Annotated in this window: 15 protein-coding genes; 5 read left to right on the top strand and 10 right to left on the bottom strand. The window is 65.5% G+C overall.

Going from position 1 to position 14374, the window contains the following annotated elements; all coding sequences use genetic code 11:
• Nucleotides 1-56 precede the first annotated feature (56 nt).
• From atpD to SE91_RS30835, 3 genes are all read left to right on the top strand, one after another.
• Nucleotides 57-1490 carry a F0F1 ATP synthase subunit beta gene (gene atpD, locus SE91_RS30845; RefSeq protein ID WP_060734501.1) on the top strand — a complete coding sequence of 478 codons (1434 nt, stop codon included), beginning with the start codon at nucleotides 57-59 and terminating at the stop codon, nucleotides 1488-1490.
• A gap of 96 nt (nucleotides 1491-1586) precedes the next feature.
• Nucleotides 1587-1994 carry a F0F1 ATP synthase subunit epsilon gene (locus tag SE91_RS30840; RefSeq protein WP_008538868.1) on the top strand — a complete coding sequence of 136 codons (408 nt, stop codon included), beginning with the start codon at nucleotides 1587-1589 and terminating at the stop codon, nucleotides 1992-1994.
• Nucleotides 1995-2140: 146 nt separating this feature from the next.
• Nucleotides 2141-3787 (top strand): adenylate/guanylate cyclase domain-containing protein, encoded by a 1647-nt coding sequence (locus tag SE91_RS30835; protein WP_061850333.1) that lies wholly within the window; start codon nucleotides 2141-2143, stop codon nucleotides 3785-3787.
• Nucleotides 3788-3891: 104 nt separating this feature from the next.
• Here the strand turns inward: SE91_RS30835 and SE91_RS30830 are convergent, their stop codons facing one another.
• The 9 genes from SE91_RS30830 to SE91_RS30790 all read right to left on the bottom strand — a co-directional run bounded on the left by SE91_RS30830 (nucleotide 3892) and on the right by SE91_RS30790 (nucleotide 12253).
• Nucleotides 3892-4392, bottom strand: a complete 501-nt coding sequence (locus SE91_RS30830; protein ID WP_061850332.1) for an RNA pyrophosphohydrolase — start codon at nucleotides 4390-4392, stop codon at nucleotides 3892-3894.
• 63 nt (nucleotides 4393-4455) lie between these two features.
• Complete coding sequence (locus SE91_RS30825; RefSeq protein ID WP_061850331.1) at nucleotides 4456-4962, bottom strand: RNA pyrophosphohydrolase; 507 nt, start codon at nucleotides 4960-4962, stop codon at nucleotides 4456-4458.
• Nucleotides 4963-5042: 80 nt separating this feature from the next.
• Nucleotides 5043-6263 carry a divergent polysaccharide deacetylase family protein gene (locus SE91_RS30820; protein ID WP_061850330.1) on the bottom strand — a complete coding sequence of 407 codons (1221 nt, stop codon included), beginning with the start codon at nucleotides 6261-6263 and terminating at the stop codon, nucleotides 5043-5045.
• 159 nt (nucleotides 6264-6422) lie between these two features.
• Nucleotides 6423-7781, bottom strand: coding sequence for a S41 family peptidase (locus SE91_RS30815; protein ID WP_060734503.1), 1359 nt, complete (start codon nucleotides 7779-7781; stop codon nucleotides 6423-6425).
• On the bottom strand, nucleotides 7778-9112 hold the full coding sequence (locus SE91_RS30810; protein WP_061850329.1) for a murein hydrolase activator EnvC family protein: 1335 nt from the start codon (nucleotides 9110-9112) through the stop codon (nucleotides 7778-7780). The genes SE91_RS30815 and SE91_RS30810 overlap by 4 nt, the downstream gene beginning before the upstream one ends.
• 31 nt (nucleotides 9113-9143) lie before the next feature.
• Nucleotides 9144-9626, bottom strand: coding sequence for a 23S rRNA (pseudouridine(1915)-N(3))-methyltransferase RlmH (rlmH, locus tag SE91_RS30805; RefSeq protein WP_061851415.1), 483 nt, complete (start codon nucleotides 9624-9626; stop codon nucleotides 9144-9146).
• A gap of 89 nt (nucleotides 9627-9715) precedes the next feature.
• A complete protein-coding gene (gene rsfS, locus SE91_RS30800; RefSeq protein ID WP_008538851.1) occupies nucleotides 9716-10072 on the bottom strand; it encodes a ribosome silencing factor in 357 nt (118 codons plus the stop codon).
• Between the two features lie 223 nt (nucleotides 10073-10295).
• Complete coding sequence (locus SE91_RS30795) at nucleotides 10296-10940, bottom strand: nicotinate-nucleotide adenylyltransferase (RefSeq protein WP_061850328.1); 645 nt, start codon at nucleotides 10938-10940, stop codon at nucleotides 10296-10298.
• 20 nt (nucleotides 10941-10960) lie between these two features.
• Complete coding sequence (locus SE91_RS30790) at nucleotides 10961-12253, bottom strand: glutamate-5-semialdehyde dehydrogenase (protein ID WP_061850327.1); 1293 nt, start codon at nucleotides 12251-12253, stop codon at nucleotides 10961-10963.
• A gap of 181 nt (nucleotides 12254-12434) precedes the next feature.
• Here SE91_RS30790 and SE91_RS30785 point away from each other — a divergent pair, with 181 nt between their 5' ends.
• A complete protein-coding gene (locus SE91_RS30785; protein ID WP_061850326.1) occupies nucleotides 12435-12713 on the top strand; it encodes a type II toxin-antitoxin system ParD family antitoxin in 279 nt (92 codons plus the stop codon).
• Complete coding sequence (locus tag SE91_RS30780; protein WP_061850325.1) at nucleotides 12703-12999, top strand: type II toxin-antitoxin system RelE/ParE family toxin; 297 nt, start codon at nucleotides 12703-12705, stop codon at nucleotides 12997-12999. The genes SE91_RS30785 and SE91_RS30780 overlap by 11 nt, the downstream gene beginning before the upstream one ends.
• 17 nt (nucleotides 13000-13016) lie before the next feature.
• Here the strand turns inward: SE91_RS30780 and proB are convergent, their stop codons facing one another.
• Nucleotides 13017-14138 carry a glutamate 5-kinase gene (proB, locus tag SE91_RS30775; protein WP_061850324.1) on the bottom strand — a complete coding sequence of 374 codons (1122 nt, stop codon included), beginning with the start codon at nucleotides 14136-14138 and terminating at the stop codon, nucleotides 13017-13019.
• Nucleotides 14139-14374 lie beyond the last annotated feature (236 nt).

Here is a 14374-nt window from a genome sequence, read left to right as displayed (position 1 = left end):
CAACATCCCGGTCAGATTGACCGTGGTCTAGAAGTTCGGATCGAAGGAGACATTCAATGGCAGCCCAGGTCGGTCGCGTCACCCAGGTCATCGGCGCCGTCGTCGACGTGCAGTTCGAAGGCCACCTCCCGGCCATTCTCAATTCGCTGGAGACCAAGAACGGCGGCAACCGCCTGGTGCTCGAAGTCGCCCAGCATCTCGGCGAGTCCACGGTCCGCACCATCGCGATGGACACCACCGAGGGTCTGGTCCGCGGCCAGGAAGTGACCGACACCGGCGCTCCGATCCGCGTTCCCGTCGGTGAAGGCACGCTCGGCCGCATCATCAACGTCATCGGCGAGCCGATCGACGAAGCCGGCCCGGTCAAGTCGGACGACCTGCGCGCCATCCACCAGGAAGCGCCGACCTACACCGACCAGTCGACCGAAGCCGAAATTCTCGTCACCGGCATCAAGGTCGTCGACCTCTTGGCTCCCTACGCCAAGGGCGGCAAGATCGGCCTGTTCGGCGGCGCCGGCGTCGGCAAGACCGTGCTGATTCAGGAACTGATCAACAACGTCGCGAAGGCGCATGGCGGTTACTCCGTGTTCGCCGGCGTCGGCGAGCGGACCCGCGAGGGCAACGACCTCTATCACGAGTTCATCGAGTCCAAGGTCAACGCCGATCCGCACAATCCGGATCCGAGCGTGAAGTCGAAGTGCGCGCTGGTGTTCGGCCAGATGAACGAGCCGCCGGGCGCCCGCGCCCGCGTCGCGCTCACGGGTCTGACCATCGCGGAAGACTTCCGCGACAAGGGCCAGGACGTGCTGTTCTTCGTCGACAACATCTTCCGCTTCACCCAGGCCGGCTCGGAAGTGTCGGCGCTGCTCGGCCGTATTCCTTCGGCGGTGGGTTATCAGCCGACGCTCGCCACCGACATGGGCGCGCTGCAGGAGCGCATCACCACCACGCAGAAGGGCTCGATCACCTCGGTTCAGGCGATCTACGTTCCCGCCGACGACTTGACCGACCCGGCGCCGGCGACCTCGTTCGCGCATCTCGACGCGACCACCACGCTGTCGCGCTCGATCGCCGAAAAGGGCATCTACCCGGCGGTGGACCCGCTCGACTCGACCTCGCGCATGCTCTCCCCGCTGGTCGTCGGTGAGGAGCACTACGCTGTCGCCCGTCAGGTCCAGCAGGTGCTGCAACGCTACAAGGCGCTCCAGGACATCATCGCCATTCTCGGCATGGACGAGCTTTCGGAAGAGGACAAGCTGACCGTGGCTCGCGCCCGCAAGGTCGAGCGCTTCATGTCGCAGCCGTTCCACGTCGCCGAAATCTTCACGGGTTCGCCGGGCAAGTTCGTCGACCTCGCCGACACCATCAAGGGCTTCAAGGGCCTCGTGGAAGGCAAGTACGACCACCTGCCGGAAGCCGCCTTCTACATGGTCGGCACCATCGAAGAAGCCGTCGAGAAGGGCAAGAAGCTGGCTGCCGAGGCAGCCTAAGCTGGCGAATAGCGAATAGGGAGTGGCGAATAGAATCTATTCGCCATTCGCTACTCGCCACTCGCCCGTTCGCTACTCACCATTCGCAGGTTCTCAATGGCCACCTTCCATTTCGATCTCGTCTCTCCGGAAAAGCTCGCCTTCTCGGGTGAGGTCGATCAGGTCGACATCCCCGGCGTCGAAGGCGATTTCGGTGTCCTGGCAGGGCATGCGCCGTTCGTGGCTGCGATCCGGCCCGGCATTCTCACCATCACCACCGGCGGCCGCCACGAGAAGATCATCGTGCTCGGCGGTCTCGCCGAGGTCTCCGAAAGCGGCCTGACCGTGCTCGCCGACGTCGCGACGTCGCTGGCCGAGCTCGATCGTGCGCAGTTCGCCGAGACGATCGCGGAAATGGAAGAGAATCTGAAGGAGCACGAAGGCTCCGAGCTCGATCAGGCCATCGAGCGGCTCGACCACTTCAAGAGCATCCAGCATCAGCTCAACGCGACGGCTATGCACTAAGCCCCGGGGCATCGCTCCGGGGCTCGAGCTCGACCCTTCCGAATGAATTCAGCGCTCGTCACGAAAGTGGCGGGCGCTGAAACTTTGTTGCACCGCGCTTGCGATGGCGGCATTCTGCCTCGCGGATTGTTCCGGGGCGGGCGCAGATGAAACGCAAGATCGCAGCGATTTTCGCAGCCGATATTGCCGGCTATTCGAGACTGGTCGCGGAAGATGAGGAGGAGACGCTGCGGCGTCTGGCCTCCTATCGCGAGGTCGTCGACGATTTCATCGCCAAGGCCGGCGGACGCATCTTCAACACGGCGGGTGATGCCGTGCTCGCGGAATTTCCGAGCGCGGTCGATGCGGTGCGTTGCGCGATCGACATCCAGGAAAGCTTGCGAACCCGCAACATGGCCTATCCGCCGAGCCGGCAGATGTCGTTTCGCATCGGCATCACCATCGGCGACGTCGTCGAGCGCAACGGCGATCTCCTGGGCGACGGCGTCAACATCGCGGCACGGCTGGAAGGGCTCGCCGAGGTCGGCGGCATCTGCGTCTCGCGCGCCGTGCATGAGCAGGTCGCCAACAAGCTCTCGGTGCAGTTCGCCGATATCGGCGCGCAGGAGGTCAAGAACATCCCGACCCCCGTGCACGCCTACATGGTGGCGATGCGGCGCGAGGACGGCAGCTATGCCAAGCCGCAGCCGAAGAAGGCCGGCGCAAAGCTCGCCGCTGCGCCGGTGTGGATGTGGCCGCTGGTGGTTGCCGTCGTGTCGATCGTCGCGATCGGCGTCAGCGGCTTTCTCTACAACACCAAGCTGAAGCAGACCGCGACCGTTGTGGCGACACCGGCCGCAACACCGAGCGTGCCTCCGAGCCCGATGCCGACGCAAATGGCGAAGGCGCCGATGACGCCGATGGCTCCGGCGAATGCCGGCGCTGCGATGGCGCCGATGCCGGCACCGTCACAATCCGTCGCGCCGATGGCCGGCAAATTCTCGGCAGACAGCGTGCCCTTCATCAACGAGCGCGTGCGCAACTTCCTCGCCGATGATTATGCCACCTCCGGCGACTACAAGGCTTTCGCCCTCAATGTCGGCGGCTTCACCGGCTCGGCGCTGAACCAGCCGAGCGAGGACGCCGCGCGCCGCATGGCGGTCGAGCAATGCCAGAAGCGGGCCGATGCCGCCCAATCGCCGCGGCGCTGCGAGCTCTACGCAGTCGGCAACAGCGTCGTCTACGCGCACGGCAAGCCGCCGATGCCGCCGCAGCCTTTCGTGCGACGCGATGCCATGACCGAGCGGCCGTTCGTGTCGAAGGACTTTCCGATGGTGCGCGATCCCCAGAAGGTCAGGCTCGAGAACATCTTCGTGCCGGCGGCGAAATCGCGCTCGGTCGCGCTTGGGCCGGGCGGCCAATATTTCATGGTGATGGGCGCCGCATCTGCGGACGACGCGGCTCGCCGCTCTCTGGAATCCTGCGGCGCCATCGCCGGCGTCGCTTGCCTTGTCGTCGCGGTCGACGACAATTTCGTCGTGCCGATCCCGACCCTGTTCAGGATCACCGGCTTCTTCAACCCCGCCGCTAACGCCTCGATCGTCGCGGATGCGCGCGCCGAGGTCATGCGCAAGCTTGGTGACGCCATGGGCTGGAATGCCGTCGCGGTCGGCACCGCAGGCCGGCCGGGCCTCGGCCTGAAAACCGCCGACGAGCAGACCGCCGTCAGTACCGCGCTCGCTGACTGCGCCAAGCGCGACAGCGATTGCCATGTCATCGCAATCGGCCCGTTCACGGTGGGTCCGATCAACTAAGGTGCTGCTGTGCCAGTCGGCTTTCCGCCAATCTCGCGCGGTCGCCAGAAATTAGCTCGATGTATCAAATACATCGCTACTGTGCATGGGGTTGTTTTCGCACTTCAGTTTGCGAAGGTTGCAAACTCTCGTGCTACGGCCTGATAAACCTCACGTCGGAACGGCACGACGAGGTCGGCGACGCGGTTGAGGTGCTCCCAGCGCCAGGCGTCGAACTCGGCCGGCTGGCCGTTGCGCGGCGTCAGCGGATCGATCTCGTCCTCCTTGCCGGTGAAGCGCAGCGCGAACCATTTTTGCCGCTGCCCGCGGAATTTTGCGAGGCGATGGGTCTGCGGTCCGTCATAGGGCGGAAACTCGTAGGTGAGCCAATCGGTCTCGCCGAGGTACTCGGCGTTGACGACGCTGGTCTCCTCCCAGAGCTCGCGCATCGCGGCATCGCGCAGATTCTCGCCCTCATCGACGCCGCCCTGCGGCATCTGCCAGTCGAGGCCGGGCAGGATGATCTCGGGACCGTCGCCCTTGAAGCGGTGGCCGATCAGAACGCGGCCGTCGGCATTGAACAGGGCGATGCCCACGTTGGGGCGGTAGGGCTTTTCAGTGGTCACGCGCGGATCTCTCGTTGTCACTCCGGCGATGCCTTAGCACCGAACCCGGGATGACAACTTGATTTACTGGTCCGCGAGCGGCGAAAATTCCTGCACGACACGCTCATACACCGGGCGCTTGAACGGGATGATCAATCCGGGGAGGTTCTTCATTGGCTCCCAGCGCCAGCTGATAAACTCGGCCTTGTGGCCGCCGCCGCCCGGCTTCTCGACATTGATCTCGCCGTCCTTGCCAGTGAAACGCACCGCGTACCATTTCTGGCGCTGGCCGCGATAGCGGCCCTTCCAGGCACGCCCGGCAACCGTGCGGGGAATGTCGTAAGTGAGCCAGTCCGGGACCTCGCCGAGCCGTTCGACCGAGCGCACGCTGGTTTCCTCATAGAGCTCGCGCTTTGCGGCTTCCCAGGTGTCCTCGCCAGGATCGACGCCGCCCTGCGGCATCTGCCAGACATGGGTGTCGTCGACATGCTCGATGCCGCCGGCGCGGCGGCCGATGAACACCAGTCCGTCCTTGTTGATCAGCATCACACCGACGCAGGTCCGGTAGGGCAGATCCTCGTAACGTGCCATTCCGCCAGACCCCTCGAATGCTGTTCTCGGTCGGCGGATGCGGCCCCCCGCGGGGATCCGTGCCGTACCAATTCGTTGATTTAGCTGGATTTTGATTTCAGCATCGCGGTTGTCAATGGCACCAAAAGGACACCCCGGTCGGCCAAGGTCTTGGTCCAGGCGCCGATGCGCTCGATCGAGACCGGCAGGGCCGAGGCGGTACCGATGGCGATGCCGCGCTCGCGCGCCGTCGATTCCAGCTTGTTCAGGGCGCGGTCGATCTCGGTCGGGGTCGGCACCACGTCGATCGCGATGTCGCCCTTGCCGAACGGCATCGACTGGTTGGCCGCGGCCAGGGACGCGATGCTGCGGGGCGAGGAGCCGTCGTCGAAGAAGCCGAGCCCGCGCTTGGCCGCCTCGCGGATGATCGGCTGCATCGCCGGCTCCGTTGCGATGAAGCGGGCGCCCATGAAATTGGCGAGGCCGGCATAGCCCTGCATCCGGCTGAGATGCCAGTACAGGCGGTCCATGTTCTGGTCCGCGCTGAGCGAGGTCAGCAGCGTCTGCGGCCCGGGATCGTTGTCGGGGAAGTCGTAGGGCTCCATCGGGATCTGCAGGAAGATCTCATGGCGCTGGGCGCGGGCGCGCTCGGCGAGCTTGCCGGGGTCCGAGCCGTAGGGCGTGAAGGCCAGCGTCACCGCCGGCGGCAGCTTCATGATCGCATCATTGGTCTTGGCAGCGCCGACGCCGAGCCCGCCGATCACGATGGCGACCACCGGCATCTTGGCGGCCTTGGCGCGGTCTGCATCCGCGGCGTAGACGTTGAACGGCTTCAAGTCGCCGGCGGCCACCGGGATCATGCCGTAGCGCGACTTCTCCAGCAGCTTCTGGTCGGTCCCGGCCATGACGGGCGGCGGCGCGGAGGCGGCGGCATCGCCCTTGTCGGTGGCCTCGCCGCCGATCACCACGTCGTGGCGCGCGCCGGTGGAGCCGTCGATCATGGTGACGGTCTTTGGCTCGCCCGCCTGCTTCGGCGCGTCCTTGGTCTCGTGCTTGCCCTCTGGCTTGGTGTCCGAGCCAGGGCCTGCGGCGGCGGGCTTCTGGTCCGCTGCCTTGTCCGTCGCATTGATCGCGATCCGCGTCATCGGCTCGCCGCCGAGCGGATCCTTGTTGAAGATGGCGAAGCCGGCAAATGTGATCAGGAACAGGCCGAGCAGGACGGCCAGCAGCTGCATGGCCGTGAACGGCAGCCGCAGCCGGCGTTTCCGGCGCGGCTTGTCCTGTCCGAGCGGGGCGCTCAGATCATCGGCCGTTTCAGTCATGCGAGATCCCGAATCACTCGCGATGACGATACCACGCCGGGGTCAAGCGGCGGCAGGCCGGGATAGGCCGGGGGCATCAGCAGTTCCAAGCAAAAAGGGCGGCTCCAGGAGCCGCCCTTTCGTCAGATCGAATGAATGCGCCGACCTTAGTTCGTAGCCTTAGTTCGCAGCTTTGGGCTTGTCGGTCGTGGCCTTGTTGTCGCCGCCCGGCGTCGGTGCGGCTGAGGCGCTGTTCTTGATGCCGTGGAGCAGGTCGCCGGCGAGCTTGAGCGCCTTGTCGTCCTTGGCGTCCGGCGGGACGTAGGACTGCGAGCCGGTCTTCTCGTCGCCGTCGTTCTTGAGATGGCCGCGCAGCGACGCCTCGCCCTTGGTGTCGGTGCGGGACTTCAGCTCGTCCGGCACGTCCTGCAGCACTTCGATATCGGGCACAATGCCCTTGGCCTGGATCGACTTGCCGGACGGCGTGTAATAGCGCGCCGTAGTCAGCCGCAGCGCGCCGTTGCCCGAGCCGAGCGGGATGATGGTCTGCACCGAGCCCTTGCCGAACGAGCGCGTGCCGACGATGGTCGCGCGCTTGTGGTCCTGCAGCGCGCCGGCGACGATCTCGGAGGCCGAGGCCGAGCCGCCATTGACCAGCACGATGACCGGCTTGCCCTTGGTCAGATCGCCCGAGTGCGCGGTACGGCGCTGGGTCTCCTCGGCATTGCGGCCGCGGGTCGAGACGATCTCGCCCTTCTCCAGGAATGCGTCGGAAACGGTGACGGCTTCCTCGAGCAGGCCGCCCGGATTGTTGCGCAGGTCGATGATGTAGCCCTTCAGCTTGTCGCCGATCTGGTTCGAGAGGTTGCCGACCTCGCGCTTCAGGCCTTCGGTGGTCTGCTCGTTGAAGGTGGTGATGCGGATGTAGCCGATGTCGTCCTGCTCGACGCGCGCGCGCACCGAGCGAACGCGGATGTTGTCGCGCACCAGTGTGACGTCGAGCGGATTGTCCTGGCCCTTGCGGATGATCTTGAGCTTGATCTTGGTGTTGACCGGACCGCGCATCTTCTCGACCGCCTGGTTCAGGGTCAGGCCCTGCACCGCCTCGTCGTCGAGATTGGTGATGATGTCGTTGGCCATGATGCCGGCGCGCGAGGCCGGCGTGTCGTCGATCGGCGAGACCACCTTGATCAGGCCGTCTTCCATCGTGACCTCGATGCCGAGGCCGCCGAACTCGCCGCGGGTCTGCACCTGCATGTCGCGGAAGCTCTTCGCGTCCATGTAGCTCGAATGCGGATCGAGGCCGGTGAGCATGCCGCTGATGGCGGATTCGATCAGCTTGGTGTCATCGGGCTTCTCGACATAGTCGGAGCGCACGCGCTCGAAGACGTCGCCGAAGAGATTGAGCTGGCGATACGTGTCCGCGGTGGCGGCTCGCGCGCTCGAGCCCATGAACACGGCGCGCGGCTGGGTCACGAACAGCGTCAGCGCTGCGCCGGTGGCCGCGCTGAGGAGGATTACTGAAGTCTTGCGCATCATCCGCGAACCTTCTCGCCTTCATTTGCGGCCCACCATGGGCCTGGATCGATTGGAGTGCCGTCTTTACGGAACTCGACATAGAGCACAGGTTGACTCGCGTTCGTGGCGAGAATGGAGGCGACTTGAGAGGTCGACCCCATGGTCGCGACCGGCTCCCCCGTGAGCACAAACTGTCCGATGTTGACCGAAATGCGCTCCATCCCGGCGATCAGGACATGATACCCGCCCCCGGCGTTAAGGATCAAGAGTTGTCCATAGCTGCGGAAGGGGCCGGAATAGACGACCCAGCCGTCACACGGCGTCGTGACCTGGGAGCCGGGCTTGGTGGCCAGCGAAATGCCCTTCTGGACCCCGCCGACCCCGTCGGAACCACCAAAGTCCCTGATCTTATTCCCGTTTACCGGAAGAGGCAGAAGTCCCTTGGCTGAGGCGAAGGCGATCGCTGGCGTGGTCCGGGACTTGTCCTTGAAAGCGGCGGGGCCGGATTTGGCGCTCGCGGCGGCAGTGGCGGCCGCCTTGGCCTCGGCCTGCCTCGCAGCCTCGGCCGCCTTCTCGGCGGCCTTGGCCGCGCTCTGCAGGTCCTGCTCCATCTTGGTGATCAGTCCCTGGAGATCGCCGACCTGCTTTGACAAGGCGATCGCGCGCGAATTCTCGGCGTCGAGATCCTTTTCCCGCGCGGCCTGCTGGCGCTGCCGCTCGTCCACCAACGCCGTCAGCCGGCTCTGGTCGTTGCGGACCCTGTCGCGATCGGTCGCGAGCTGGTCGCGCTCGGTGGCGATGGTCTTGCGCAGCGCCACGAGCTCGCCGAGCTCGCCCGCGATCTTTTCGGCACGGCCGCGCAGCTCCGGCACGACGGCGCCGAGCAGCATCGCCGTGCGCAGCGATTGCAGGGCGTCTTCGGGACGTACCAGAAGCGCCGGCGGCGTCCGCCGTCCGGCGCGCTGCAGGGCCGCCAGCACCTCGACGATGTCGGCGCGGCGCGAATCCAGCGAAGCGCGCATCTCTTGCTCGCGGCCGTTGAGAGTCCGCAGTCGCGCCTCGGTCTCGTCGATCTTGGTCTCGACGCTGCGCACATTGGCGGCGGTGTCGATCAGCTGCTGGTTGAGCTGGGTGCGGTCCTGGCCGAGCGCGGTGATCTCGGCCTTCAGCTTGGCCTGCGCTTCCTCGGCGCTCTTCTGCCTGGCGCGCGCGGCTTCGAGCTCCTGCTCGCGCTGCTTGATCGCGTCGGGCGAGACCGCCGCCGTTTGCGGCGGCGTCGCGGTCTGAGCTTGCGCGAGGCTGGCGCCGGCGAAGCTCGTGATCAGCAACAGGTTGAGGAGCGGCGCTCGCATCGTGTCGGCAAAGGTGCTCGTTGTGCGCGCATCACGCGCGGTGATAGGGGTGGCCGGCCAGAATGGTGGCGGCCCGATAAAGCTGTTCCAGAAGCATGACGCGGACCATTTGGTGCGGCCAGGTCGCAGAGCCGAACGCGATCGCGAGCTTGGCCTTACGGCGCAATTCGGGCGAAAGTCCGTCCGCCCCTCCGATCACGAAGATAGTATGTGTGGCACCCTCGTCGCGCCAGCGGCCGAGATGCCGTGCGAATACGGTGGACTCCAGATTCTGGCCGCGTTCGTCCAGCGCCACCAGGATCGATTTCTCCGGAATATTCGCGGAGATCGCGGCGGCTTCCTCGGCCATCCGCGTCGCGGCGTCGCGCGCCCGGCTTTCCGGGAGTTCGTGGATCGTGAGCCCGCGAAAGCCAAGCTTGCCGCCTGCTTCGCAGAACCGCTCGAAATAGCGGTCGGCAAGCTCCCGTTCGGGGCCCTGCTTCAACCGGCCCACGGCAATGACAGCAACACGCATGATGATTTCAGCGTCGTGTTCGAGGTCGCGCGCATCAGGCGCGCGCACGACGCTAGCATGCGCGTCAGCCGATTCGAATCGGCCAGAACCTAGATCGCCTTCGCCGCCCCTGGGCCCTGCGTGTACAACCGCTCGAGGTTGTAGAACTCACGGACCTCGGGTCTGAACACGTGCACGATCACGTCGCCGGAATCGATCAGCACCCAGTCGCAATTGGGCAAGCCCTCGACATGGATGTTCTTGATGCCGTTTTCCTTGAGGCTCTTGGTGACGTTTTCCGCGATCGCGCCGACATGCCGGTTCACCCGGCCGGTGGTGACGATCATGTAGTCGGAGTACGCCGATTTGCCGCGAAGGTCGATGGTGACCGTCTCTTCCGCCTTCATGTCCTCGAGGCGGGAGAGGATCAGGCTCAGCGTCTTGTCGGCGTCGGGTTGCGCCTCCAAGACCGCAGCTTTGGTCGATGTTTTACGCGCCGGCTTTGCAACCTTGGGTAAAACGGACTTCGTCGAAGCTGACTTGGACAATACAGATGTGGTCAGGGACCATTCCTTTCCTGTATCGCGACCGCCGAATCCGGCGCTCACTGGTTACACTACATCATGTGGGGTTAAGGGTTTCAATATGCCAGAGAGCCCCGAGACCCACACACCGTCGGAACACTCCGTCTCATTTCGTACCTTTCCAGCTCCCGTCCGGGTTCCGCAGGCCCGTGGAGGAGAGATTCAGCTTCAATCCGGTCAAAAAGACCCAGGCCGGCGCCGCTTGGTCCGCAAGCAGCGCTGCCTTGTCCTCGGGTAGGCGGTAGCGCGATAGCGCTTGTCCGGCAGGAGAGGCGAGGGCGCGAAAACTCTGCGGCGGGCGATCGATCACTGCCATCGGCACCTGGGCGGCGATGCGCCGCCAGTCCTGCCAACGGTGGAATTGAGCGAGGTTGTCGGCGCCCATGATCCAGACGAAGCGCAAGCCGGAGAAGCGGCGGCGCAGGATGTTGATCGTGTCGATAGTATAGCGGGTACGAATGACGGATTCGAGACAGCTCACCTCGATCCTGGGATCGTTGGCGACCTCGCGCGCTGCCTGCATGCGCGCGCCGAGTTCGTGCAGCGCGCCGTTCTCCTTGAGCGGATTGCCCGGTGTCACCAGCCACCAGATGCGATCGAGCTGCAATCGCTTCAGCGCGAACTGGCTGATGGCGCGGTGGGCCTGATGCGGCGGGTTGAACGAGCCGCCGAGCAGACCGATGCGCATGCCCTGCGCATAGGGCGGAGCCGCTTGCGCCACAAAGCGCGGCACGACGAATGTGTTGCTCAATGCGTGCCCCGCGACGTCACTTACGGCCGCGTCTGTCCGGTGCCGCGAACGCGATATTTGAAGCTCGTCAGCTGCTCGGCGCCGACCGGGCCGCGGGCGTGGAATCGGCCGGTGGCGATGCCGATCTCGGCGCCGAAGCCGAATTCGCCGCCATCGGCGAACTGCGTGGAGGCGTTGTGCAGCACGATCGCGGAATCGACCTCGCTGAGGAATCTGTTCGCCGCACCTTCGTCCGCGCTCACGATGGCATCGGTGTGATGCGAGCCGTGGCTCTGGATGTGCGCGATCGCGCCGTCGACGCCATCGACCACCTTGGCGGCGATGATCGCGTCGAGATATTCGGTGTCCCAATCCTCTTCGCTGGCAGGTTTTACGCGCGCATCGGCCTTCTGCACGGCGTCGTCGCCGCGCACCTCGCAGCCGGCATCCAGCAGCATCTGCACCAGCGGCGTCAGGCTCGATGCAGCGGCGCGATCGACCAGCAGGGTTTCGGCGGCGCCGCAGACGCCGGTACGGCGCATCTTGGCATTGAGCACGATCGACTTCGCCATCGCGAGGTCGGCGCTGCCGTCGACATAGACGTGGTTGACGCCTTCGAGATGCGCGAACACGGGCACGCGCGCTTCCTGCTCGACGCGTGCGACCAGGCTTTTTCCCCCGCGCGGCACGATCACGTCGATGGCGCCGTTCAAGCCTGATAGCATCATGCCGACGGCGGCGCGGTCGCGCGTCGGCACCAGCGTGATCGCAGCTTCCGGCAGGCCCGCTTCGCGCAGACCCTGCACCAGGCATTCATGGATGGCGCGGCAGGAGCGGAAACTGTCGGAGCCGCCGCGCAGGATCACGGCATTGCCGGATTTCAGGCACAGCACGCCGGCATCGGCGGCGACGTTGGGCCGGCTCTCGAAGATCACGCCGACGACGCCGAGCGGCACGCGCACGCGCTCGATGGTCATGCCGTTCGGCCGCTGCCAGCTCTCGGTGACGATGCCGATCGGATCGGCGATCCCGCGCACGATGCCGATGCCCTCGGCCATGCCTTCGACCCGCCCCTCGGTCAGCGTCAACCGGTCGATGAAGGAGGAGGTGGCATTGCCTGACGCGCGGGCCTCCGCAACGTCCTCGGCATTGGCGGCGAGGATCGCCGCAGAGTTCGCGCGGATCGCCCGCTCCATGGCTTCCAGCGCCCGGTTCTTCTGCTCCGGCGGCGCCAGCGCCAGCACGCGCGCGGCAGCGCGGGCTCGGCTAGCGAGATCGGACATCAGCGCCTGAAGATCGGCATTGCCGTCAACGGCTTTGAGAGGGGCGGCCATGGGGTCAAAACCTTCTGCTAAGGCGGTGTCCTAGCACGGAAATCCCGCATCTGCGAAGGGCGGGGAGGGTATGGCAGGTCTCCCGGCGCCTGCCCAGCGGAGGCCAGTGGCCGGGTTGAAGGGAACTCTTGCGCGTTTCCCAGTTATCAATAAATATCATTATTTGATAACGGAGCCTCCTATGGCCAGCAGCTACAGCATTGGCAAGCATTTCGAGGACCTGATCGACGATCTGGTCGAGAGCGGCCGCTATGCCACCGCGAGCGAGGTGATGCGCGAAGGCCTGCGCCTCGTCGAGGAGCGCGAGGAGCGGCGCAAGCTCAAGCTGGAGGCGTTGCGTGAGGAGATCCAGAAGGGCTTTGACAGCGGGCCGATGCAGGAGGTCGATGTCCAGGAATGGATGAACGACATCAAGGCGCGGGGACGGCAACGTTTGGCCGCGCGCAAACGTGGCGACTAGATTCCGCAAGTCTCCTCAAGCCGACCGCGATCTCGACTCGATCTGGGATTTCATCGCATCGAATAGCATTCGCGCTGCCGAGAAGCAGATCGCGCGCATCGGCGAGATATTCGAGATGATCGTTGACAACCCGCTGGCCGGACGAGAGCGCCGAGAATTGCGTATGGGCTTGCGCAGTTTCCCGGTGGGCAACTACGTGATTTTTTACATCCCGTTGACTGACGGCGTGGAGATCGTACGTGTCATGCACGGCCGGCTGGATATCGACGCCGACGACATGCAATAGCTGGGCGTCCGCTGGTATTACCCGCCCACCACCAGATCATCCCGGTGGATCATCTCCGACCGCCCGCTGATGCCGAGAATGGCCATCACGTCCGGGGAGGAGCGGCCCTTGATCCGCTCGGCGACCTCGGCGTCATAGGCGATCAGGCCGCGGCCGATCTCGCTTGTGTCGGGGCCGCGCACGATCACGGCATCGCCGCGGGCGAACTGTCCCTCGACCTTGACCACGCCGGCCGGCAGCAGGCTGGCGCCGGCGCGCAGCGCCGTCACCGCGCCGGCATCGATCGTCAGCGTACCCTTCGGCTCCAGCGTGCCCGCAATCCAGCGCTTGCGCGAAGTGATGGGATTGGCCGGCGTCAGGAACCAGGTGCAGCGGCCGCCGTCCGCGATTGCCTGCAGGGGATGCTCGATCTTGCCGGAGGCGATCAGCATGTGCGTGCCGCCGGTCGTCGCGATCTTGGCGGCCTCGACCTTGGTGCGCATGCCGCCGCGCGACAGCTCGGACTCGGCGTCGCCCGCCACCGCTTCGATCTCCGAGGAGATGCTCTCGACGACCGGGATGAGCTTGGCGTCCGGATTGTTCTTGGGCGGGGCGTCGTAGAGGCCGTCGATGTCGGACAGCAGCACGAGCAGGTCGGCGCTCGCCATGGTGGCGACGCGCGCGGCCAGGCGGTCGTTGTCGCCGTAGCGGATCTCGTTGGTGGCGACCGTGTCGTTCTCGTTGATCACGGGGATCGCGCGCCACTCCAGCAGCTTGCCGATGGTGGAGCGGGCATTGAGGTAGCGGCGGCGCTCCTCGGTGTCCTGCAGCGTCACCAGGATCTGGCCGGCGCCGATGCCATGCGCGCCCAGCACCTCCGACCAGATCCGCGCCAGCGCGATCTGGCCGACGGCGGCCGCGGCCTGGCTCTCCTCGAGCTTCAGCGGGCCGCGCGGCAGTTTGAGCCGGCTGCGGCCGAGCGCGATCGAGCCGGAGGAGACCACCAGCACATCGCGGCCCTCGCGGTGCAGCTTCGCCATGTCGTCGGCCAGCGCCGCCAGCCAGGACGCGCGCACCTCGCCCCGGTCGGAATCCACCAGCAATGCGGAGCCGACCTTGACGACGATGCGGCGGAATTGACTGAGTTCGGGACTGGCCATGAAAGTGTGTGGTGCTGGCGCTGGATGCGAATTGCTCGGGAAACGGCGGAGCGACGGGCGGCGCCGATGAGCCCTGCTTTTGCAGCAGGACGGTGACCGGCGCAAGGCAGCCGGAGTGGTAAACGGCGCATGTCGGCCTTGTGCCGGGCGTCCGCCTGGCTCTAATGGCGGTCAACGATAACGGGGCCGAAAGAGGAAACGAATGGATCGCCGCACATTCATGGCTGGATGTCTTG

This window comes from Bradyrhizobium sp. DOA1, from assembly GCF_001593325.1.
Lineage (GTDB): Bacteria > Pseudomonadota > Alphaproteobacteria > Rhizobiales > Xanthobacteraceae > Bradyrhizobium.
The sequence above is the reverse complement of the archived record's forward strand: the minus strand, read 5'-3'. Positions and strand labels throughout refer to the sequence as shown.

Excerpts from the sequence above, each read along its gene's own strand:
- SE91_RS30820 (WP_061850330.1), bottom strand. The coding sequence starts at position 6,263 with ATGACTGAAACGGCCGATGATCTGAGCGCCCCGCTCGGACAGGACAAG.
- atpD (WP_060734501.1), top strand. The coding sequence starts at position 57 with ATGGCAGCCCAGGTCGGTCGCGTCACCCAGGTCATCGGCGCCGTCGTC.
- SE91_RS30790 (WP_061850327.1), bottom strand. The coding sequence starts at position 12,253 with ATGGCCGCCCCTCTCAAAGCCGTTGACGGCAATGCCGATCTTCAGGCG.
- SE91_RS30785 (WP_061850326.1), top strand. The coding sequence starts at position 12,435 with ATGGCCAGCAGCTACAGCATTGGCAAGCATTTCGAGGACCTGATCGAC.
- SE91_RS30835 (WP_061850333.1), top strand. The coding sequence starts at position 2,141 with ATGAAACGCAAGATCGCAGCGATTTTCGCAGCCGATATTGCCGGCTAT.
- SE91_RS30810 (WP_061850329.1), bottom strand. The coding sequence starts at position 9,112 with ATGCGAGCGCCGCTCCTCAACCTGTTGCTGATCACGAGCTTCGCCGGC.
- SE91_RS30815 (WP_060734503.1), bottom strand. The coding sequence starts at position 7,781 with ATGATGCGCAAGACTTCAGTAATCCTCCTCAGCGCGGCCACCGGCGCA.
- SE91_RS30825 (WP_061850331.1), bottom strand. The coding sequence starts at position 4,962 with ATGGCACGTTACGAGGATCTGCCCTACCGGACCTGCGTCGGTGTGATG.
- SE91_RS30840 (WP_008538868.1), top strand. The coding sequence starts at position 1,587 with ATGGCCACCTTCCATTTCGATCTCGTCTCTCCGGAAAAGCTCGCCTTC.
- rlmH (WP_061851415.1), bottom strand. The coding sequence starts at position 9,626 with ATGCGTGTTGCTGTCATTGCCGTGGGCCGGTTGAAGCAGGGCCCCGAA.
- proB (WP_061850324.1), bottom strand. The coding sequence starts at position 14,138 with ATGGCCAGTCCCGAACTCAGTCAATTCCGCCGCATCGTCGTCAAGGTC.